Annotated in this window: 25 protein-coding genes and 1 pseudogene; 14 read left to right on the plus strand and 12 right to left on the minus strand. The window is 60.1% G+C overall.

All coding sequences use genetic code 11. The features are described from left to right. Window positions 1–63: 63 nt before the first annotated feature. Window positions 64–807, plus strand: coding sequence for a methyl-accepting chemotaxis protein (locus ACEN83_RS25580; protein WP_371317821.1), 744 nt, complete (start codon window positions 64–66; stop codon window positions 805–807). Between the two features lie 114 nt (window positions 808–921). Here ACEN83_RS25580 and ACEN83_RS25585 read toward each other — a convergent pair whose 3' ends face one another. From ACEN83_RS25585 to ACEN83_RS25595, 3 genes are read right to left on the minus strand one after another with little or no spacing between them, the layout of a single operon-like run. After that, the gene (locus ACEN83_RS25585; protein WP_495578759.1) at window positions 922–1,545 is read right to left on the minus strand and encodes an SOS response-associated peptidase; all 624 of its coding nucleotides are present in this window, start codon (window positions 1,543–1,545) and stop codon (window positions 922–924) included. A gap of 35 nt (window positions 1,546–1,580) precedes the next feature. Beyond that, window positions 1,581–1,841, minus strand: coding sequence for a putative signal transducing protein (locus ACEN83_RS25590; RefSeq protein ID WP_007979315.1), 261 nt, complete (start codon window positions 1,839–1,841; stop codon window positions 1,581–1,583). Between the two features lie 9 nt (window positions 1,842–1,850). Further along, window positions 1,851–2,033 (minus strand): CPXCG motif-containing cysteine-rich protein, encoded by a 183-nt coding sequence (locus tag ACEN83_RS25595; protein WP_101161926.1) that lies wholly within the window; start codon window positions 2,031–2,033, stop codon window positions 1,851–1,853. Between the two features lie 142 nt (window positions 2,034–2,175). On the opposite strand from ACEN83_RS25595, the gene ACEN83_RS25600 reads away from it, so the two are divergent. Next, window positions 2,176–3,339 carry a 1-acyl-sn-glycerol-3-phosphate acyltransferase gene (locus ACEN83_RS25600; protein ID WP_173900855.1) on the plus strand — a complete coding sequence of 388 codons (1,164 nt, stop codon included), beginning with the start codon at window positions 2,176–2,178 and terminating at the stop codon, window positions 3,337–3,339. A gap of 102 nt (window positions 3,340–3,441) precedes the next feature. Here the strand turns inward: ACEN83_RS25600 and ACEN83_RS25605 are convergent, their stop codons facing one another. Beyond that, on the minus strand, window positions 3,442–3,720 hold the full coding sequence (locus ACEN83_RS25605; protein ID WP_007979321.1) for a hypothetical protein: 279 nt from the start codon (window positions 3,718–3,720) through the stop codon (window positions 3,442–3,444). A 190-nt stretch (window positions 3,721–3,910) separates the two neighbouring features. Here ACEN83_RS25605 and ACEN83_RS25610 point away from each other — a divergent pair, with 190 nt between their 5' ends. Continuing rightward, complete coding sequence (locus ACEN83_RS25610) at window positions 3,911–4,117, plus strand: hypothetical protein (protein WP_116581246.1); 207 nt, start codon at window positions 3,911–3,913, stop codon at window positions 4,115–4,117. A 171-nt stretch (window positions 4,118–4,288) separates the two neighbouring features. On the opposite strand, the gene ACEN83_RS25615 is transcribed toward ACEN83_RS25610, so the two are convergent. Beyond that, the gene (locus ACEN83_RS25615; RefSeq protein WP_007973847.1) at window positions 4,289–4,873 is read right to left on the minus strand and encodes a YajG family lipoprotein; all 585 of its coding nucleotides are present in this window, start codon (window positions 4,871–4,873) and stop codon (window positions 4,289–4,291) included. A gap of 204 nt (window positions 4,874–5,077) precedes the next feature. Here ACEN83_RS25615 and ACEN83_RS25620 point away from each other — a divergent pair, with 204 nt between their 5' ends. Then, the gene (locus ACEN83_RS25620) at window positions 5,078–5,317 is read left to right on the plus strand and encodes a hypothetical protein (protein WP_104449387.1); all 240 of its coding nucleotides are present in this window, start codon (window positions 5,078–5,080) and stop codon (window positions 5,315–5,317) included. A gap of 742 nt (window positions 5,318–6,059) precedes the next feature. Then, window positions 6,060–7,568: a malate dehydrogenase (quinone) gene (gene mqo, locus ACEN83_RS25625; RefSeq protein WP_495578760.1), complete on the plus strand. Its 1,509-nt coding sequence runs from the start codon at window positions 6,060–6,062 to the stop codon at window positions 7,566–7,568. Window positions 7,569–7,702: 134 nt separating this feature from the next. On the opposite strand, the gene ACEN83_RS25630 is transcribed toward mqo, so the two are convergent. The 4 genes from ACEN83_RS25630 to ACEN83_RS25645 all read right to left on the minus strand — a co-directional run bounded on the left by ACEN83_RS25630 (window position 7,703) and on the right by ACEN83_RS25645 (window position 9,673). Then, a complete protein-coding gene (locus ACEN83_RS25630) occupies window positions 7,703–7,990 on the minus strand; it encodes a PA4642 family protein (protein WP_007973850.1) in 288 nt (95 codons plus the stop codon). A gap of 63 nt (window positions 7,991–8,053) precedes the next feature. Continuing rightward, window positions 8,054–8,539 carry a hypothetical protein gene (locus ACEN83_RS25635; protein ID WP_495578761.1) on the minus strand — a complete coding sequence of 162 codons (486 nt, stop codon included), beginning with the start codon at window positions 8,537–8,539 and terminating at the stop codon, window positions 8,054–8,056. Window positions 8,540–8,638: 99 nt separating this feature from the next. After that, the gene (locus tag ACEN83_RS25640; RefSeq protein ID WP_104449391.1) at window positions 8,639–9,112 is read right to left on the minus strand and encodes a WbuC family cupin fold metalloprotein; all 474 of its coding nucleotides are present in this window, start codon (window positions 9,110–9,112) and stop codon (window positions 8,639–8,641) included. Between the two features lie 3 nt (window positions 9,113–9,115). Then, window positions 9,116–9,673 (minus strand): hypoxanthine-guanine phosphoribosyltransferase, encoded by a 558-nt coding sequence (locus ACEN83_RS25645; protein WP_007973854.1) that lies wholly within the window; start codon window positions 9,671–9,673, stop codon window positions 9,116–9,118. A 165-nt stretch (window positions 9,674–9,838) separates the two neighbouring features. On the opposite strand from ACEN83_RS25645, the gene upp reads away from it, so the two are divergent. Beyond that, window positions 9,839–10,477 carry a uracil phosphoribosyltransferase gene (gene upp / locus ACEN83_RS25650; RefSeq protein WP_007973856.1) on the plus strand — a complete coding sequence of 213 codons (639 nt, stop codon included), beginning with the start codon at window positions 9,839–9,841 and terminating at the stop codon, window positions 10,475–10,477. Window positions 10,478–10,479: 2 nt separating this feature from the next. Further along, complete coding sequence (locus ACEN83_RS25655; protein WP_495578762.1) at window positions 10,480–11,754, plus strand: uracil-xanthine permease family protein; 1,275 nt, start codon at window positions 10,480–10,482, stop codon at window positions 11,752–11,754. A gap of 120 nt (window positions 11,755–11,874) precedes the next feature. Here the strand turns inward: ACEN83_RS25655 and hemH are convergent, their stop codons facing one another. Then, window positions 11,875–12,900, minus strand: a complete 1,026-nt coding sequence (gene hemH / locus ACEN83_RS25660; RefSeq protein ID WP_495578763.1) for a ferrochelatase — start codon at window positions 12,898–12,900, stop codon at window positions 11,875–11,877. Between the two features lie 13 nt (window positions 12,901–12,913). Then, window positions 12,914–13,816 (minus strand): TIGR01777 family oxidoreductase, encoded by a 903-nt coding sequence (locus ACEN83_RS25665; protein WP_102701904.1) that lies wholly within the window; start codon window positions 13,814–13,816, stop codon window positions 12,914–12,916. 196 nt (window positions 13,817–14,012) lie between these two features. Between ACEN83_RS25665 and ACEN83_RS25670 the strand changes: the two genes are divergently transcribed. The 7 genes and pseudogenes from ACEN83_RS25670 (at window position 14,013) to ACEN83_RS25700 (ending at window position 19,848) form a co-directional block, all read left to right on the plus strand. Continuing rightward, window positions 14,013–14,999 carry an NAD(P)/FAD-dependent oxidoreductase gene (locus tag ACEN83_RS25670; RefSeq protein WP_116581207.1) on the plus strand — a complete coding sequence of 329 codons (987 nt, stop codon included), beginning with the start codon at window positions 14,013–14,015 and terminating at the stop codon, window positions 14,997–14,999. A gap of 199 nt (window positions 15,000–15,198) precedes the next feature. Further along, complete coding sequence (locus ACEN83_RS25675; RefSeq protein WP_116581208.1) at window positions 15,199–16,158, plus strand: YbgA family protein; 960 nt, start codon at window positions 15,199–15,201, stop codon at window positions 16,156–16,158. Continuing rightward, entirely contained in the window at window positions 16,158–17,099 is a 942-nt protein-coding gene (locus ACEN83_RS25680; protein ID WP_116581209.1) for a MerR family transcriptional regulator, read from the plus strand. The genes ACEN83_RS25675 and ACEN83_RS25680 overlap by 1 nt, the downstream gene beginning before the upstream one ends. A gap of 21 nt (window positions 17,100–17,120) precedes the next feature. After that, window positions 17,121–18,563, plus strand: coding sequence for a deoxyribodipyrimidine photo-lyase (gene phrB / locus ACEN83_RS25685; protein WP_495578764.1), 1,443 nt, complete (start codon window positions 17,121–17,123; stop codon window positions 18,561–18,563). A gap of 5 nt (window positions 18,564–18,568) precedes the next feature. Further along, a pseudogene (locus tag ACEN83_RS25690) lies at window positions 18,569–18,664 on the plus strand (transcriptional regulator); the annotation flags it as partial. Next, complete coding sequence (locus ACEN83_RS25695; RefSeq protein WP_495578765.1) at window positions 18,661–19,443, plus strand: SDR family NAD(P)-dependent oxidoreductase; 783 nt, start codon at window positions 18,661–18,663, stop codon at window positions 19,441–19,443. The pseudogene ACEN83_RS25690 and the gene ACEN83_RS25695, both read left to right, overlap by 4 nt. 99 nt (window positions 19,444–19,542) lie before the next feature. Beyond that, complete coding sequence (locus ACEN83_RS25700) at window positions 19,543–19,848, plus strand: YkgJ family cysteine cluster protein (RefSeq protein WP_015096814.1); 306 nt, start codon at window positions 19,543–19,545, stop codon at window positions 19,846–19,848. Between the two features lie 130 nt (window positions 19,849–19,978). On the opposite strand, the gene ACEN83_RS25705 is transcribed toward ACEN83_RS25700, so the two are convergent. Further along, entirely contained in the window at window positions 19,979–20,497 is a 519-nt protein-coding gene (locus ACEN83_RS25705) for an acyloxyacyl hydrolase (RefSeq protein ID WP_495578766.1), read from the minus strand. Between the last annotated feature and the right edge of the window lie 23 nt (window positions 20,498–20,520).

Consider the following 20,520-nt stretch of genomic DNA (forward strand, 5'->3'; position numbering starts at 1 on the left):
AGCGATTCATCGGAACACACCGCCGACATCGCCATCCGCACCAACACCGGCGTACACAAGCAAATGGCCGAGATCGATCAGGTGGCCACCGCCGTGCAGGAAATGACCGCCACCGCCCAGGACGTGGCACGCAACGCGACCCAGGCCGCACAGGCCGCCAGCCATGCCGATCAGGCTGCCAGCCAAGGCATGCAGATCGTGCGCGACACCTCGAACTCGATTGGCGCCCTCGCCGTGGAGATCGGTCGGGCCGTCGGCGTGGTGCAGACCCTGGCCAAGGACAGCGAAAACATCAACGCCATCCTCACCGCCATTCGCGGGATCGCCGAGCAGACCAACCTGCTGGCCCTGAACGCAGCCATCGAAGCGGCCCGCGCCGGTGAACAGGGCCGGGGTTTTGCCGTGGTGGCCGACGAGGTGCGCAACCTGGCGCAGAAGACGCAAAAGGCCACCGAAGAAATCCAGGCCATGATCCAGCAACTGCAGCAAGGCACGCGGGATGTGGTGCGAGTCATGGAAGACAGCCAGAACCGCACGGACGAAAGCGTACTGCACGCATCGAAGGCTGCCGAAGCACTGGAGACCATCACTCAGGCGGTGTCGGTGATCAACGACATGAACACCCAGATCGCCAGCGCGGCCGAGGAACAAAGTGCGGTGGCGGACGACATCAACCGTAACGTGATCAACATTGGGCAGGTGGCCAATGAAGTGGCCGGCGGTGCGGATGAGTCGAGTGCGGCCAGTGCGGATTTGACCAAGCTGGCGGAACAGCAGCGGCGGTTGATCAATCAGTTCAGGGTTTGACCTTCAGGCCCTCTTCGCGAGCAAGCCCGCTCCCACAGGGGATTTGTGTACGCCACAGATCCAGTGTGGGAGCGGGCTTGCTCGCGAAGGGGCCAGCACTGCCACCAAAAAAACTCAACCCGGCGTCAAACACTCCGGCCCATTGAGCTTCGGATCATTCACCATATTGGCCAGCACCCGTTCGCGCAACGCGGCAGGTTCACTGGCCAGCAAGGCTTGCAAAGCATGCAACGGCGTCTCGGGATCGAGCCACGCGGCCTGCCCCGCCTCATCCAGAATCAACGGCCGTCGCTGGCTCGCCGCCGGCTGGGTAATCACGGCGATACTCAGCCACACCTGCTCCTGTACCGGATACGCCTCCCAGATCGCCGCAAAAAACAATGACGAACCCTCCCCCGGTGTCAGCCAGTACGGGCGCTTGCGCGTCGTGCCGCGCCACTCGTAGAAACCATTGGCCGGCAACAGGCAGCGGCGCTCGCGCAAGGCCTGGCGAAACATTGGCTGCTCGGCAACGGTTTCGGCGCGGGCGTGGGCCGGGGTGCGGGACAGATCGGTCAGCCAGGGTGGCGTCAGGCCCCAGCGGGCGCGGGCAAGCGAGCGCTGACCGTCAGGCTCGGCCCGCAGCATCAACACCGAATCATTCGGGGAAATGTTCCACTGCGCCTTCTGGTCGGCGGGAAAACCGGGCAGGGCCGCGAAGGCAGGGTTCCAGCGAAACAGGGCATAACGTCCACACATGGGGCAACACGGCTCTTGATCAAACGAACGCCAGCCTAACAGACCAGCGTGCCGGGAAAGCTGTCCGGTTCATCGCCGGACAGCGGCAGCGCTGCATTGTACGCGGTGATCAGCTCGCGGGCGTATTCGGCCTGGTCGTTCTCGACCGACAGCCCGAGCAGGCCATAGATCGGCAACTCGCCACTGCCCCCGAGCAAATCACGGCCCACCAGATGCGCCTCGATACCCTCGCTGGCGAGCATGCCTTGCAGCAACTCGCCTTCCATCAGGTTTTCCGGATCGTAGATGCGCTGCATACACGCCCCTCATTCGTTTTCACTGAACACTTCGAGATGCCATTCATCCTCATGAACCTGCAACACGAAGGTTATCGGCCGGCAGCACACCTGACAGTCCTCGATGTAGGTCTGATCGCCACCGGACAAATCCAGAGTAGTCTCTACCTCCTCACCACAATACGGACATTCATACACTGCGTTTTCCAGCATCGCGGCCTCCCAGGTGACTTGTGCGTATAATCGCCGGTCTATTTGCAGGGCTATTTTTGTCTGGCTACTTTTTCAGACCGTGCCCCGCCGGTTTTCGAACAAAACCTTTACTTACCCTAGCCGTTTCTAACAAGAGAGCATGATGGGCGAATTCGATGCCATCCGACCTTACGACGACAGCGAAGTCCCAGCGGTGCTGGACCGGCTGCTCGGCGACAAGGCGTTTCTAGATATCCTCACCCACTTCCGCTTCCCGCGTTTTGCCGGCGCTTTAGGCTGGGCGCTCAAACCTCTTATAGCCCATCGGCTGCGCCGTGAGTTTGCCGGCGTGACCTGCGTGGCCACGTTACAGGACAAAGTCGAGGTTTACGTCGACCACACCATCGAGCGCGCCACCGACGGTGTCACTTATACCGGGGTGGAGCAATTCAAGTCCGGCAGCGCCTACCTGTTTATCGCCAACCACCGCGATATCGTGATGGACCCGGCCTTCGTCAACTACGCCGTGTACCACGCCGGCCTGCCGACCCCGCGCATCGCCATTGGCGACAACCTGCTGCAAAAGCCTTTCGTCAGCGACCTGATGCGCCTGAACAAGAGCTTCATCGTGCACCGCTCGATCAGCGGTCGCCGGGAGAAAATGGCGGCCTATCAATTGCTGTCGGCGTATATCAACCATTCGATCCGCAACGATTGCGCCTCGATCTGGATCGCCCAGGCCGAGGGCCGCGCCAAGGACGGTGACGACCGTACCGAATCGGCGATCCTCAAGATGTTCCACATGAGCCGCAAGGACGAGCCGTTCGGCGAAGTCATTCAGTCGCTGAACCTGACCCCGGTGTCGATCAGCTACGAATACGACCCCTGCGATCAGGCCAAGGCCCGCGAGCTTTACATCCGCGCCACCACCGGCAGCTACACCAAGGTGCCGGGCGAGGATGACGTGAGCATCGCCAAGGGCATCACTGGCTACAAGGGCCGGGTGCATGTGAACTTTGCCGCGCCGATCACCGAACTGTTCGAAGACACCAAGCAATTGGCAGTCGAGATGGACAAGCAAATCCTCAGCGGCTATCGCTTGTTCCCGGTGCACTACCTGGCTTACGCGCAGTGGAAAGACGCTGATCCGCAGTTGCAGGTGCCGAAGGCCGCCGAGGTGTTCCCGGCCGAAGAACTGGCCAAGGCCCAGGAAGAATGGCAACGCCGCCTGGACGCTTGCCCGCCAGAGCATCGTCCATACCTGGTGCTGCAATATGCGACGCCGGTGCGCAATCAGTACCGGGTGAAGGCTGGATTGCCGCTGTAAGCGGTCAAGATCAAAAGATCGCAGCCTTCGCCAGCTCCTACACGGGATTGATGTACACCTGTAGGAGCTGGCGAAGCCTGCGATCTTTTGCTTTGAAAAGATTCAGACCTGAGTGCTGATCCACGACACCAGCAACGCCATCCCCATGCAGGCAAAACCGAAGATATAGAAAAACCGGTTCATGCGCAGGGTCGCCCAATCCAGCGTGGGCTCTACGTTCGGGCTGCTCTGGCGCTGCGCCTGCAAACTGGCCATCGCACGCAGTTCGCGGCGACGGGTGGCGTGCAGCAACCAGCCGCCCGGGAAGGCGAAGAGCAAGGCCAGCAGATTGATCAGTTTGGCGGGATGGGCGGTAAACAGCGTCATCAAGTGCAGCGACATTACGAACCTCAGGTCAATCAGGTAGCAGGTGCCGGACGGGCGACCGCGGCGCGGATTCTACCGAAAGCCTGCGCCCCTGCCCTCTGTTTCCGACAAATAACGAAGCTTTTGATCAATGACTGTCCTGAGTCACGGCTTCGTCATCTGTATCGGCGAACATGCGCATCCCGAAACCGACACGGATCACGTCATGCTCCACGCCGAAAACCAGGATCGTCTCTACCTCATCACCCCCAGCGAAGAACAACAAACCCTCGTCGGCAGCCTCGCCTTCAACGTTCAGGATCGCCATTGGCTGGTGTATTGCGCCTTGGGTGGGCATCAACATGCGGATTTGCCGGAGGCGGACTTGCTGACGGGCGTGAGTGTGCTGGATTTTTACTCGCAGGCTGCTTGATGAAGCCCTTCTGACGACACCGTATTCCTGACGACATCCTTCTGACGAAACCGTCCTGTAGGAGCTGCCGCAGGCTGCGATCTTTTGATTTGTTTTTTGAGGGTTGAACCGCCGAAGATCAAGATCAAGATCAAAAGATCGCAGCCTTCGGCAGCTCCTACGGGGCTCGCATTACTCGCCCAGAATCTGCCCCACGGTCGGGTCCTTGAACAGGCGGGTCAACGCATCGCTCAACACATCGCTGACCAGCTTGGTGTTGGTTTCCTGGTTCGGCGCCATGCCGAAGCGCTGGTCTAGGGACGAACCATAACGGCCGCTGTAGCGACGGTTGGCGTTCTGCACATCCGAGCGGAACGTCGCGCCGATGGTGGCTTCGGTCACGTACATGCCTTCCTTGGGCGACTGGTACTTCAGTTCCGCCAGGGTCACGGTCAGTTGCGGCGCATTCATGGCGTTGTTCGTCGGGGTAAAGCCCAACAGACGCACGGCGGCTTCAGCCTGGGCCTGCAGCTTCGGCAGGATCTGCGCGCCCTGCACGGTGATCGCGCTGGTTTCCGGGTACAGGCCACCACGGGTGCCCAGCGTCGGCGACGGGCGACCGTCCACGACACGCACGACGACGGGCTGGCCATGGCCGACCGGGGCCAACTGCGCGGTCAGCTTGGGTTCCGGGCTCAGTTGTTGCGGGCTGTGGGCGCATCCAACCAGGGTCAAACTGGTCACAGTGATCAAACCGAACAACAGGCGTTGCAACATGCTCTTCTCTCCAGAATCAGGCACAAACAGGCCGGCAGTATAGCGGTGCGCCACTGCGGGGAACCAGCACCTCACAGTGTTTGATGAAATCTCTGACAAACCCTGGGGATTGCAGTTCATGTCACACAGATGTCACCACTCCTACACTTGCATGTAATGGCCTACAGGCAATCTTCCCGGCAATCACCCACACGGTACTTCACCATGCGCCATCTGATCTCTCTGTTCGCGCCACGCCCGTTGCACCGTTGCTTCGCCCTGCTCGACCGCAACGGCCACTGCCAGGCCTTCAAGCAGTGCAGCTTGCAGCCCATGGGAGATGGCTGGGTTGAAATCGAGGAAATCCGCCTGAACTGGTTGAATCAGCCGCTGCCGGCCGGCGCTCGCGTCGTTTCGCAACCGCACCAGCCACGCTCGCGTGCACAGCAACTGCTGACGACCTGACCAAACACCTAATAAAAGTCATAAAACACGACCATTTCCCTGCGTTTCTTAGATACAATCTCCCCCCGATTATAAGGACGTCTCCTGATCGGGCCTCGCAGCATCGTCAATGCGCTTGTGTTGACACCCCGCTCCGCCCACAGAGAGCCGCCCACACAGATCGAGTGAAGCTGGCGCGCTTGCTGTTTTGTTGAGCAAAACCTCCACTTTTCGCGAATCTGCAGAGCTGTCATTACGCTCGGTCACTGAGCTGTTTGCCCGTTTTTGCCTGCCCTGTATCCCATGGCGGCAATCCACCCGGGCACGGTGCCAGGCTGGGACAGCCCTTTTTGAGGTTCACGTCTTCAAAAGAGCGTGAAAAAAACGGGTTTTCACAACTTCACAAGAGTGTGGCGAGCAAATGAATAGTTTTGCGTCTGAACATGCACCATTAGCGTCTACAACAGCCCAACGACACAGGACCGAGTATTCCTCGAACACCGGAGCCTGAAGCCTGTCCGCTACGGATTTGGTTGCACAAACGGATGTATCGACCATAAGTCGAATTGCCAGTCGCACGTTGAAATGAGTCCATAGGGCTCCTATTAGACCCGGCAGGTAGCGTCCGTCGAAGTTGCGATAAATTGCGAAGATTCGGACATGGCGATACTGCCATGGATACCTTGGGGCCACACTGACACGCCCCGGAACACCTGGCAGCCATGCCGACAATTTGGTGCTGCAGATTTTGGAGACGCGTTAAATGGCGCATAACGAAGCAGTCGACGTAGTACTGGTTGGGGCCGGCATCATGAGTGCCACCCTTGCAGTCCTGCTCAAAGAGCTCGACCCCGCGATCAAGCTGGAAGTCGTCGAGCTGATGGATTCCGGTGCCGCGGAGAGTTCCAACCCGTGGAACAACGCCGGTACCGGTCACGCCGGGCTGTGTGAGCTCAACTACACGCCGCAGGCAGCCGATGGCGCCGTCGACATCAAGAAAGCCGTGCACATCAACACCCAGTTCGAGGTGTCGAAGCAGTTCTGGTCGTACCTGACCAAAAAAGGCACGTTCGGCTCGTGCAAATCGTTTATCAGCCCGGTGCCACACCTGAGTTTCGTGCAGGGCGACAGCGGCGTGTCCTTCCTCAAGGAACGCTTCAAGGTGCTGAGCAAGCACCACGCCTTCGCCGACATGGAATACACCGAAGACAAGGCGACAATGGCAGAGTGGATGCCATTGATGATGCCTGGGCGCGACCCCGGCGAAACCCTTGCCGCCACCCGCGTGATCAATGGTACCGACGTCAACTTCGGCGCTTTGACCAACCAGTTGCTCAAGCACCTGACCAGCGCACCCGATGCCCAGGTCAAGTACTGCAAGCGCGTGACCGGCCTCAAGCGCAGCAACGGCGGCTGGACCGTCAGCATCAAGGACGTCAACAGCGGCAACACCCGTGAAGTCGACGCCAAATTCGTCTTCCTCGGCGCTGGTGGCGCGGCACTGCCGCTGCTGCAAGCCTCGGGCATCGAAGAGAGCAAAGGCTTCGGCGGCTTCCCGATCAGCGGCCAGTGGCTGCGCTGTGACAACCCGGAAGTGGTCAAGCACCACCAGGCCAAGGTCTACAGCCAGGCCGCCGTAGGCTCACCGCCAATGTCCGTGCCGCACCTGGACACCCGCGTGGTCGATGGCAAGAAGTCCCTGCTGTTCGGACCGTACGCCGGTTTCACCACCAAGTTCCTCAAGCACGGCTCCTTCATGGACCTGCCGCTGTCGGTTCGCGCCGGCAACATCGGCCCGATGCTCGCCGTGGCGAAAAACAACATGGACCTGACCAAGTACCTGGTCAGCGAAGTGATGCAGTCGATGGAGCAGCGCCTGGATTCCCTGCGTCGCTTCTACCCTGAAGCGAAAGCCGAAGACTGGCGCCTGGAAGTGGCCGGCCAACGGGTGCAGATCATCAAGAAAGACCCGAAAAAAGGCGGCATCCTGCAATTCGGTACCGAACTGGTCGCGGCCAAGGACGGTTCCCTGGCGGCACTGCTCGGCGCTTCGCCAGGTGCTTCGGTGACCGTTTCGATCATGCTGGAACTGATCGAGAAATGCTTCCCGGGCAAAGCCAAGGGCGAATGGGCTGGCAAACTGGCAGAAATCTTCCCGGCCCGGGAGAAGGTTCTGGAAACCGACGCTGCGCTGTATCGCAAGATCAACACGCAGAACAACGTTGCCCTGGAACTGGTTGAAGCCAGCAGCGAGACCGAAAGCTACGCTTGATTCGGCCCCCATGAAAAACGCCCCGTTCTCATTGAGAGCGGGGCGTTTTTTTATGCCTTTTGTAGGAGCCGGCTTGCCGGCGATCGCGTTCACAGGGACGCCATCGCCGGCAAGCCGGCTCCTACAGGTGAGAGTCAGCCGCGAACCTTCTCGATCAGCTCGATGTAGTCCGGCGCGTTGCGCTGATCCTTGATCAGGGCAACAAAGTCATTGCCGTGCTCATCCTTGCCATTCACGTCGTAACCGGCTTCGACGAAGAACGTCAGGAAACGCTCGAAATCGTCGATGCGCAGGCCACGGTAGGCCTTGACCAGTTTGTGCAGGGACGGAGAAGTCGCGTCGACCGGTTCGAAATCGAGGAACAACTTGATCTGCTCATCGCCGATCTCGTCACCAATCACTTGTTTTTTATCTTTACGCATTGCCGACTCCAGCTCGCAGACATTTCACGGGGCGGGCAGTTTACCCCCGCGCAGGCACAGGGCTCAACGCGCACGAGTGCTGCCGGTATGCAGATCGGCCCAGACATGGCCGTTGGCGTAGCTGAGAAACTGGCAATACACAGTCTCATTGCGCAGCAAGTCGATCACCACCCGGTATTGCGCCAGCGGGTAATAAAGGGTCAGGGTCTTGCTCGACTCATCGTAAACCGGCTTCTTCAGGCTCTTGCTTTCACCATCGAAGTTGACCAGCACCTGACTGATGTTAGCGCCCTTGTTCAGGGATTTGCCCTTGAGACGAATCAGCAACGGCGAAGTGACCGGAATCGGCTGTTGAGTGGATTGACGCTGAGCGCCGACCACCACCGAATAATCAGTGACCTGCATCAGTTGCTGCTGCTCGGGATCAGCAGCGCGTAAAGTGAGATCGTCCGGCGGCAGGAATTGACTGTGCATGGGCGCCGGGGCGGCGGCCAAGGGCAGGCTGAGGGTCAGCGCCAGAGCGGCGCAACAGCGGATCAAAACACTCATGACGGGCTCCGGAGGGCGGGGCCGGGCACTTTACCACGGGTGTAAAAGCAAAAGATCGCAGCCCCTGTAGGAGCTGCCGCAGGCTGCGATCTTTTGATCCTAATCGAACTGCGCGTGCATCCAGGCCTGATACTCGGCAACACCAGGCTCGCCTTCGCGCGGCGCCCAATGCGCCAGCTCACCCTCGCCGACCGGACGGTAAGGACCGGCCTTGCATTCGAACATCAGGCTATCGGCTTCCAGCACCACCAAGCCGTGGAATACGCCAGTTGGCAGATCCACGCCCACACAGTCGCCACCGGCCTGCAGAACTGTCTTGCTCAGCACAGCGCCGGCTTCGTCGAAAATCAACACGCCGAGGCGGCCTTTGAGGACCAGCAAGGTTTCGGCCTTGTTGTCGCCCAAGTGCCGGTGAGGCGGGATATACGTGGATGGCTGCAGCCCCACCGCCATGCGATGGCAAGCGTCTTCCATCTGATGGAAATTGTGATGCTGGCGCCCGCGAGGATTGGCCGCGGCTTTCCCGGCCAGCTCGGCGAACAAGGTCTGATCGAGAAAACGCGGCGTATCCATGTCTTACATTCCTTTAACGGCGAAAATCCCGTTGGCGTTACGCCAGTAGCCTTTGTAGTCCATACCGTAACCGAAGATGTAGCGGTCGACGCACGGCAGACCGACGAAATCGGCCTTGAGGTCCGGACGGGCCTTGCGGTCGTGGTCTTTATCGATCAGCACGGCGGTGTGCACTTTACGTGCGCCAGCGTGTTTGCAGAAGTCGATGATCGCACCCAGGGTGTGCCCTTCGTCGAGGATGTCGTCGATGATCAAGACATCACGGTCGATGAAGGAAACTTCCGGCTTGGCCTTCCAGAACAGGTCGCCGCCGCTGGTTTCGTTGCGATAGCGGGTAGCGTGCAGGTAGGACGCTTCCAGCGGGAAGTGCAGATAGGTCAGCAGCTTGCCGGAGAAAATCAGCCCGCCGTTCATCACGCAGAACACCACCGGGTTGGAATCCGCCAGTTGATCGTTGATTTGTGCACCGACGCGGGCGATAGCCGCCTCGACTTCAGCTTCGGTGTACAGGCAGTCAGCCTCTCGCATGATTTGACGGATATGCTCGAGATCAGCGGACATGGTGCTCTCCAGGGGATGGCGGATTCGGGAAAAGCGGGCAAAGGTACGCATCAAGCGAGGCCAGATCAAGCGTTTGTGGACTAACGTACTGTATGTCTATAGGACAACACCCTCGGATAGATTAATCTAGGCCGGTTTTTTTGCCCGCCGCCGGAGCCTTTCCCCATGCCCATCCATGAGATCCGCCACCCGCTGATCCGTCATAAACTTGGCCTTATGCGCCGCGCAGACATCAGCACCAAGAATTTCCGTGAGCTCGCTCAGGAAGTCGGCGCCCTGTTGACCTATGAAGCCACCAAAGACCTGCCGCTGGAATCCTACGATATCGATGGCTGGTGCGGCACTGTGTCGGTCGAGAAAATCGCCGGCAAGAAAATTACCGTGGTGCCGATCCTGCGTGCCGGCATCGGCATGCTCGAAGGCGTGCTCAGCCTGATCCCGGGCGCCAAAGTCAGCGCCGTGGGCGTGGCCCGCAACGAGGAAACCCTCGAGGCCCACACCTACCTCGAGAAGCTGGTGCCGGAAATCGACGAACGCCTGGCCATGATCATCGACCCGATGCTCGCCACCGGCGGCTCGATGGTTGCAACCATCGACCTGCTGAAAAAAGCCGGCTGCAAGGACATCCGCGCCATGGTGCTGGTCGCTGCGCCAGAAGGTATTGCCGTGGTCGAGAAGGCTCACCCGGACGTGATCATCTATACCGCGTCCATTGATCAAAAACTGAACGAACATGGCTACATCATCCCGGGGCTGGGCGATGCCGGTGACAAGATCTTCGGCACCAAGCAGAAGGACGCGTGACCATGCAGCAAGAGTTCAACGATCCGCTCTGGCGCACGGCCCTGTCGGGTGCACAGATGCTGTTCGTGGCCTTCGGCGCCCTGGTATTGATGCCGCTGATCACCGGTCTCGACCCGAACGTGGCGCTGTTCACGGCCGGCCTGGGGACGATCCTGTTCCAGATCGTCACCGGGCGTCAGGTGCCGGTGTTCCTGGCATCGAGCTTTGCCTTCATTACCCCGATCATTCTCGCCAAGGGCCAGTTCGGCCTGGCCGCGACCATGGGCGGCGTGATGGCGGCAGGTTTCGTCTATACCTTCCTCGGCCTCGCGGTGAAAATCAAAGGCACCGGTTTCATCGACCGCCTGCTGCCGCCGGTGGTGATCGGGCCGGTGATCATTTCGATTGGCCTGGCGATGGCACCGATTGCCGCCAACATGGCCATGGGCAAGGCCGGTGACGGCAGTGAATTGATTCATTACCAGACGGCGATGATGATCTCGATGCCTGCGCTGCTGACCACGCTGATCGTTGCGGTTTTCGGCAAGGGCATCTTCCGCCTGGTGCCGATCATTTCCGGCGTACTGGTCGGTTTCGGCATGTCGTTCTACTTCGGCGTGGTCGATACCGCGAAGATCGCTGCGGCCCCCTGGTTCGCCATTCCTCACTTCACGGCGCCGGAATTCAACTGGCAGGCGATCCTGTTCATCGTTCCGGTAGCTTTGGCCCCGGCCATCGAACACATCGGCGGCGTGATTGCCGTGGGTAGCGTGACCGGTCGCGATTACCTGAAGAAGCCCGGCCTGCACCGCACCCTGCTCGGCGACGGCATTGCCACCACGGCGGCCGGTCTGTTTGGCGGCCCGCCCAACACCACCTACGCCGAAGTGACCGGCGCGGTCATGCTGACCAAGAACTACAACCCGAAAATCATGACCTGGGCGGCGATCTTCGCCATCAGCCTGGCGTTCATCGGCAAGTTCGGCGCACTGCTGCAAAGCATTCCGGTGCCGGTGATGGGCGGAATTCTGTGCCTGTTGTTCGGTTCGATTGCGGCGGTGGGGATGAACACACTGATCCGCCACAAGATCGATCTGGGCGAGGCGCGCAACCTGGTGATTGTCTCGGTGACCCTGGTGTTCGGGATCGGCGGCGTGCTGATCGGCACCGGCACCGGGCCGGACGACTTCGGCCTCAAAGGCATCGCGCTGTGCGCGGTGGTGGCGATTGGCTTGAACCTGATCCTGCCGGGCAATGACAGCTGGAAGCACAAGAAGGCGAATGAGCCGCTGATCTAAGCAGGTTCGGATTTTTCGCTGACTGTAAGAGCCTCTTCGCGAGCAAGCCCGCTCCCACAATTTTGGAATGCATTTCCCTGTGGGAGCGGGCTTGCTCCGGGCGGCGTTCCGACGAAGCTTTTAAAGCGCCAACGGCGCGCGCTCGCACAACGCACTCAACGCCCGCGCCCAATGCGGGTCGTCGTTGAGGCACGGCACCAGCACCAAATCCTCCCCCCCCGCCGCGCGGAATTGCTCCTTGCCGCGATCACCAATCTCTTCCAGGGTCTCGATGCAATCGGCAACGAACGCCGGGCACATCACCAGAATCTTTTTCACGCCGCTTTTGGCCAACTCATCGAGGCGCGCCTCGGTGTAGGGTTCGATCCATTTGGCGCGTCCCAGGCGCGACTGGAATGACACCGACCACTTGCCGTCCGGCAAACCCATGCGCTTGGCAAACTCCGATGCTGTCCGCAGGCATTGCGCGCGATAGCAGGTGGCCAATACCGCTGGCGACGCGTTCTTGCAGCAATCCTCATTCTTGAAGCAATGCTTCCCCGTCGGATCGAGCTTGGTCAGGTGCCGCTCCGGCAATCCGTGAAAGCTCAGCAGCAAGTGATCGTAATCCTGCTGCAAATGTGGCCTCGCGCTGGCGACCAATGCGTCGATGTATTCCGGTTGGTCATAAAACGGCTGAAGAATCGACAATTGCAGATCGAGTCCTTTTTCGCGCAGCACACGCTTGGCTTCTGCAATCACCGTGGTGGTGGTGCTGTCGGCGAACTGTGGATAAAGCGGCGCCAGGGTTATTCGCTTGTGCCCCGCCGCAGCCATGCGCACCAGCGTCGACTCGATCGACGGCTCACCGTAGCGCATCGCCAGCTCGACCGGGCCGTGTTGCCACTGGGCAGTCATGGCCTGTTGCAGGCGACGGCTGAGCACCACCAGCGGCGAGCCCTCGTCCCACCAGATCGAGGCATAGGCATGGGCCGACTGCTCGGGACGCTTGATCAAGATCAGCGACACCAGCAGGCGCCGCACCGGCCATGGCAGGTCGATCACGTACGGGTCCATCAGAAATTGATTGAGGTAGCTGCGCACATCCGCCACCGAGGTGGAGGCAGGTGAACCCAGGTTGACCAGAAGCAACGCGTGATCGGTCATGCAACATCCTATTTCAAAGGCGAGCGGACAGATCATCCAGTGCCGCACGCAAATCCGTGAACTGAAAAGTGAAACCCGCCTGTAACAAGCGAACCGGCGTGGCCCGTTGGCCGCCCAGCAACAGCAAGGACAACTCGCCCAGCCCGACCTTCAAGGCGAAGGCCGGCATCGGCATGAATGCCGGGCGATGCAGCACGCTGCCCAACGTCTTGGCAAACTCGCGGTTGCGCACCGGTTTGGGTGCGCACGCATTATAGGGACCGCTGGCCTCGTTACGATGCAGAAGAAAATCAATCAGAGCGATTTGATCGTCGATATGAATCCATGGCATCCATTGCCGGCCGTTGCCGATCGGCCCTCCCAGCCCCAGCTTGAAGGGCAGTAACAGCCGCGACAAAAAGCCGCCCTCGGCCGACAGCACCAACCCGGTTCGAATGAGGATGACGCGAATGCCCAGCGCTTCAGCCCGTTGCGCGGTTTCTTCCCAGGCGATGCATAACTGGCTGGCGAAGTCTTCGCTGACCGGCCCCGAGTCCTCGGTCAGTTCGCGCTCGCCACCGTCGCCATACCAGCCGACGGCCGAACCGGAAATCAACACCCGGGGTTTCTGCTCGCGACTTTCCAGCCACGCCAGCAGGGTTTCAGTCAGTGTGATCCGGCTACTCCACAACAAGGCTTTACGCTTGTGCGTCCAGGGCCGGTCGGCAATCGGCGCACCGGCCAGATTGACGATAGCATCTACCGGCTCCTGCCCCAGATCCTCCAACCGGGCAATTCCACGCACCTGGGCACCACATGTTTTCGCGACTTTTTCAGGCTTGCGACTCCAGACTGTCAGGCGATGGCCCTGTCCCGACCAGTGCCGGCAGAGCTGACGTCCTATCAAACCAGTACCGCCGGTCAGCAATATGTGCATGACTTCTTCCTCGCGTGGCGTTTTACCCTGTCCACTAGTCTATTTTTATAAGCAGGGATCTTTGGTATCGAGCAGGCTCTATGGTTAACAATAGGCCAAGCTGTCAGAACGAGAACGCTAAAAGTTATACCAAAAAACAATATTGTACAGGTTTGAACCCCGGCGTAGTCTGTACAGAAAGGTAAACGAGGCCCCTATGACTGTACCTATCGCAATCATTGGCACCGGCATTGCCGGACTCTCCGCCGCCCAGGCCCTTACGGACCTCGGGTATGTGGTTCAACTTTTCGATAAAAGCCGCGGGAGTGGCGGGCGCATGTCGAGCAAGCGCAGCGATGCGGGTGCTCTGGACATGGGCGCGCAGTATTTCACCGCCCGCGACCGCCGCTTTGTCACGGAAGTCCAGCGCTGGCAGGCCAGAGGCTGGGTCGCCGAGTGGACGCCGCAGCTGTACACCTACCATGGCGGTCAGCTCAATCTGTCGCCGGACGAGCAGACCCGCTGGGTCGGCACACCCCGCATGAGTGCCATCACCCGCGCCCTGCTCGGTGATCTTGAAGTGCATTTCGCCTGCCGGATCACCGAGGTCTATCGCGGGGAAGAGCACTGGCATCTGCAGGACGCCGAGGGCTTCACCCATGGACCGTTCAGCCACGTCGTCATCGCCACGCCGGCGCCCCAGGCCACGGCTTTGCTGGCATCGGCGCCGAAACTCGCAGGGGCCGCCGCCGGGGTGAAAATGGACCCGACCTGGGCCATCGCCCTCGCCTTCGAAACGCCCCTGGAAACGCCCATGGAAGGCTGCTTCGTACAGGACAGCCCACTCGACTGGCTGGCCCGCAACCGCAGCAAGCCCGGGCGCGACAACACCCTCGATACCTGGGTGCTGCACGCCACGAGTGCCTGGAGCCGGCAACACATCGACCTGCCCAAGGAAGCGGTGATCGAGCAGTTGCACGGCGCGTTTGCCGAACTGCTGCACGACTCCATGCCAGCGCCGAGCTTCAGCCTCGCCCACCGCTGGCTCTACGCCCGCCCCGCCAGCAATCACGAATGGGGCACCCTGGCCGATGCCGACCTGGGGCTGTACGCCTGTGGCGACTGGTGCCTGTCCGGACGCGTCGAAGGCGCCTGGCTGAGCGGTCAGGAAGCTGCCCGCCGCTTGCATGAACACCTGCAATGATGCGTAGGAGCTGCCGAAGGCTGCGATCTTTTGATTTTGCTTTTCAAGATCAAAAGATCGCAGCCTTCGGCAGCTCCTACAGGGGCATTACGTCGCAAAAACCTATACAAAAAATTTGACTTGTATAACTTCGAATCTATGATGAGGTTATCTTGTACAGACACAAATGTTTGTACAGGTTTAGATTCGAGGTGTTCCGATGTCCCACGCCCCTGTCAAACCGAAAATAGCCATCAGCGCCTGCCTGATGGGACTCGATGTGCGCTTCAACGGCGGGCACAAGGAATCGCGGCTGTGCAGCCGTACCCTCACTGATTATTTCGATTTCATCCCGGTCTGCCCGGAAGTGGCCATCGGCCTCGGCGTACCCCGCCAACCGATTCGACTGGTGAGTGGTGCCGATCAACCCGAAGCCGTGGGAACCCTGGATCACAACCTGAACGTGACACAACCGCTGGCCAACTACGGCCGGGACATGGCAGGGCAGTTGGGGGATATTTGCGGCTATATCTTCATGCAAAATTCCCCGTCCTGTGGCCTGGAGCGGGTCAAGGTCTACCACGCCAACGGCACACGAGCGGACAGTGGCGGTCGCGGGATCTACGCCCAGGCCTTCTGCCTGCTGCACCCGGACTTGCCGGTGGAGGAAGACGGCCGGCTCAACGATCCGGTGCTTCGGGAAAACTTCCTCACCCGCGTATTCGCCTACAGTGCCTGGCAGCAGCTACGCCAGGCAGGCTTGACCCGGCGCGGCCTCACGGACTTTCACTCACGCTACAAATACCTGTTGATGGCCCACAATCCGGTGCAATACAAAGCCCTGGGCCACCTGCTGGGCAGCATGGGCAAAAACGATCCGCAGGAACTGGGCCCCCGATATTTCAGCGAATTGATGGCAGCGCTGAAAAAGTGCGCCACCCGCCGCACCCATACCAACGTCCTGCAACACATCAGCGGTTACCTGAAACAGGCCATCAGCCGCGAAGACAAGCAGGAAGTGCAACAGCTGATCAGCCAGTACCACCAAGGCATCGTGCCGTTGGTGGTGCCGCTGACGCTGCTCAAACATCACTTTCGCCAACACCCCGATCCGTACATCGCACAGCAGGTCTATCTGCAACCGCACCCGGAAAACCTCAGCCTGCGAAACGCCATCTGATGAAAAAGACACTCGACACCAGCGCCCGCGAAGACCTCGGCGATGACTTTAAAAAGGCACTGGACGAGGGCTGGCTGCCGATCCGCGAGGTGGCGCGCCTGACCGGCGTCAATGCCGTGACCCTGCGCGCCTGGGAGCGGCGCTACGGTCTGATCGTGCCGCAACGCACCCCCAAGGGGCATCGGCTGTTCTCGCCCGATCATGTACAACGTGTCCAGGCCATCCTCACCTGGCTCAACCGTGGCGTCGCCGTCAGCCAGGTCAAGGAATTGCTCGACACGCCGCAAGTATTCAGCGAGTCCGTGGACAACGACTGGCACACCTTGCTGCTAACGCTGCTGCAGGCAGTCAGCGAATTGCAGGAACGCGCCCTGGATGACAACGTCAATCAGGCGATGGCGCTGTATCCGCCGCGAACCCTGTGCGAGCAATTGTTGATGCCTTTGCTGGCCGCTCTGGAGCAACGCTGGCAAGGCCAGTTCGGTGCGCAGATGGAGCGTGTGTTTTTTTCTGCCTGGCTGCGCAGCAAATTCGGCGCGCGCATCTACCATAACAATCGTCAGTTGCGCACCGCGCCACTGCTGTTGATCAACCACTCGGACCTGCCCATGGAACCTCAGCTGTGGCTCACGGCCTGGCTGATCAGCAGCGCGGATTGCCCGGTGGAGGTCTTCGACGGGCCGCTGCCAGTCAGCGAACTGGCATTGGCGGTCGAACTGCTGCAACCCCGCGGGGTTTTGCTGTACTCCAGCAAGGCCATGAACCTGGCGCAACTGCCGAAACTTTTCAAAGGTGTCAGTTGCCCAAAAATGATTGCCGGACCAACGGTGTGCATCCACCACGCCGAGTTGTCCGCCAGTACCAACGAGATCACTGACTTGTACCTGGCCGAAGATCCATTGTCGGCACATCAGGCACTCGTTCAGTGCGGGCTGATTTAAATGAATCGCGTGGATCCCCCTATGCAATTGATCTGGCTGCGCAGCGACTTGCGCCTACATGACAACACCGCCCTCTCGGCCGCCGCGGCTCGTGGCCCGTGCGTGGCGGTGTACCTGCTGAGTCCGGAGCAATGGCTGGAACATGACGATGCGCCCTGCAAAGTGGACTTCTGGCTGCGCAACCTGCACGAGCTGAGCCGCGAACTGGCTCAACTGAACATTCCCCTGCTGATCCGCCAGGCACCCCGCTGGGATGACGCGCCCAGCGTATTGCTCAACCTGTGCCGGCAGTGGCAGGTCGACGCGTTGCACCTCAACGATGAGTACGGCATTCACGAGTCCCGTCGCGATGCTGCGGTCGCCCGGGCGCTACAGGCCGAAGGCATCGAAGTTCACCGCTACCTCGATCAATTGCTGTTCAAGCCCGGGAGCGTGCTGACCCGGACCGGCACTTACTTTCAGGTCTTCAGCCAGTTCCGCAAAGTCTGCTACGAACGACTGCACCACGCGCTGCCCAATCTGGTCCGCGCGCCGCACAAACAAGCACCGCTGAACATTGCCAGCGATGCGATCCCCTTGAGCGTCGAGGGTTTCGCAACGCCCGGTGATCACTTGCGCAGCCTGTGGCCGGCCGGCGAAACCGAAGCCCGGCGCCGCCTCGACAGCTTTAGCGAAGCGCAGATCGACCACTACCGGAACGAACGCGACTTCCCGGCAAAACCCGGCACCAGTCAGCTCTCGGCCTATCTTGCCGCCGGGGTGATTTCTCCACGCCAATGCCTGCACGCCGCGTTGAACAGCAATCAGGGCGAGTTCGAAAGCGGCAACACAGGCGCCGTCACCTGGATCAACGAACTGCTGTGGCGCGAATTCTACAAACACATCCTGGTGGGCTACCCGCGAGTGTCCCGGCATCGCGCGTTTCGCCCGGAAACCGAAGCGCTGGCCTGGCGCAACGCTCCCGATGAACTGGCCGCCTGGCAACAGGCGCGCACCGGTTTGCCGATCATCGACGCCGCCATGCGCCAACTGCTGGCCACCGGCTGGATGCACAACCGCCTGCGCATGGTGGTGGCGATGTTCCTGACCAAGAACCTGCTGATCGACTGGCGCGAAGGCGAACGCTTTTTCATGCGTCACCTGATCGATGGCGACCTGGCGGCGAACAATGGTGGCTGGCAATGGAGCTCTTCCACCGGCACCGACTCGGCGCCTTACTTCCGGATTTTCAACCCGCTGAGCCAGTCGGAAAAATTCGATCCCGAAGGTGTGTTCATCAAGCAATGGCTGCCGGAGCTGGCAGGGCTGAATAAAAAAGACGTGCACAACCCCGCCAATCTCGGCGGCCTTTTTGGTGGGGTGGATTACCCTTCACCGATCGTCGACTTGAGCACATCCCGTACGCGAGCGTTGACGGCGTTCAAAAACCTGCCGTCACGCCAATACGCCGGCGCTGGATCATGAATGACCGCCACCGGAACTACCTCGATGCCGGGGCTCCGCTTCATAAATGTTTACCCGTATTGGGCCGGCCAATGGCCTGGCTGAAAAGGAGATTGGGATGAGTCGTACGCTCTCACGACGATACTGGCTGACCGGTGCCAGCAGTGGCATTGGTGCGGCCCTGGCCGAAGAAATCCTGAAAAGCGGTGCGCACCTGGCCGTCAGTTCGCGCTCGGTAGCGCAGTTGAAAGTCTTGTCGCAACGCTATCCGGGGCAAGTGCTGGTGGTGGCCGGTGACCTGACCAACAGCCAGACCGTGCGCGAGATCGGTGAGCAGATTGCCGAGGACTGGGGCTCGCTGGACACCGTGATACTCAATGCCGGCACCAGCGAGTACGTGGATGCCAGGCAGTTCGATGCGTCGATTGTCGAGCATGTGTTGCGTACCAACCTGTTGGCCAGTAGTTATTGCATCGATGCCGCCCTGCCTTTGCTGCGTGCCGGTACCGCACCCCATTTGGTGGCCATGGCCAGTACGGTCACTTACCTGCCGCTGCCCAAGGCAGAAGCGTATGGCACCTCAAAGGCCGGGCTGCGTTACCTGTTCGAATCCCTGCGCATCGACCTGGCCCCTGAAGGCATAGAACTCACGGTGATCAACCCTGGGCCTGTCGAAACGCCGCTGAGGGCGAAAAACGACTTTCCCATGCCCTTGAGCTGGCCGGTGGAGAAAGCTGCGCGACACATCTTCGAAAAGCTCAAGGACCGCCCGCTGGAAATCGCTTTCCCGGCTGCGTTCATGGCCGCCCTCTGGCCGCTGTCCAAACGGCCGGACCAAGTGAAACTGGAGATCGGCAAACGCATGGTACGCAGCCAGCCACCGATCATTGACCAACCCTGAAAATCGCCATCATCGACAGCGGCATCCCGGACGCGCCGATACCCGGGCGTCCGTCAGACCTTTCACACAGCACCGGGTGACTGCCTTACACTGCGCGCCATGAAAACCATCCCCCATACGCAAATCGCGGAACCCGCGGTCACGTGCTCGACCTGCGCAGCCTGTTGCTGCCAGCTCGAAGTCATGCTGATCACCGATACGGGTGTGCCTGAACGGTTCATCGATACCGATGACTGGGGCGGGGAAGTCATGCTGCGTCTGGACGACGGCTGGTGTGCCGCCCTGGATCGCAACACGATGATGTGCACCATCTACGAAAAACGTCCGCTGATCTGCCGGGAGTTCGAGATGGGCGCACCAGAGTGCATTGACGAACGCCTGGGGATTTCGACGGCGTATCGCTAATTTGAAGTTGTCCCAATACCAATGTGGGAGCGGGCTTGCTCGCGAAAGCGTCAGGTCAGTCGATCAAAGTGTCGACTGTTCCACTGCTTTCGCGAGCAAGCCCGCTCCCACATGGGTGTGTATTAAGCAGTTACAACGGCATCGTGTAATGCAATGCGTAACTTTCTACACCATCGTTCGGAGTGGTAATCCCGGCGTTGGAATAGTGCGTCGCACGAACCCCGACTTCATGTCCGCCGGCAAAGCGCAAACCGAATCCAAAGCGGTCTTCAAACTGGAAGGCGCTGCCCAGATCGTTGCTTTCGACTTCGGTACTGGCAAACGCCGCCACGCCTACCCCGAACTCGACGTAGGGTTTGACGTTCTGGCCGGAAAATTCATAAACCAGCACAGGCGAGAACGACAGGCTGTGGTTACTGGATTTCTCGTCACCTTCCCAATAGGTATACGCGCCGCTCCAGTAACCGGTCAGGCGACCCACGTCGCTCTGCCACCAACTCTGGTCCCAATCGAATTGCATGCCCAGTCGATATGTCATGGTCGAATCGCTGGTCTGACCAACCGCGAACTCCACACCTGCCGCCTGCGCAGTAAAGGTGTGCCCCATAAATGCGGCCGCAATCGCGGCCAAGCAGAATAGTCGCTTCACTAGAAACTTCCTTTTCCGAACGA

It is taken from the genome of Pseudomonas sp. Pseusp49 (assembly GCF_059491875.1).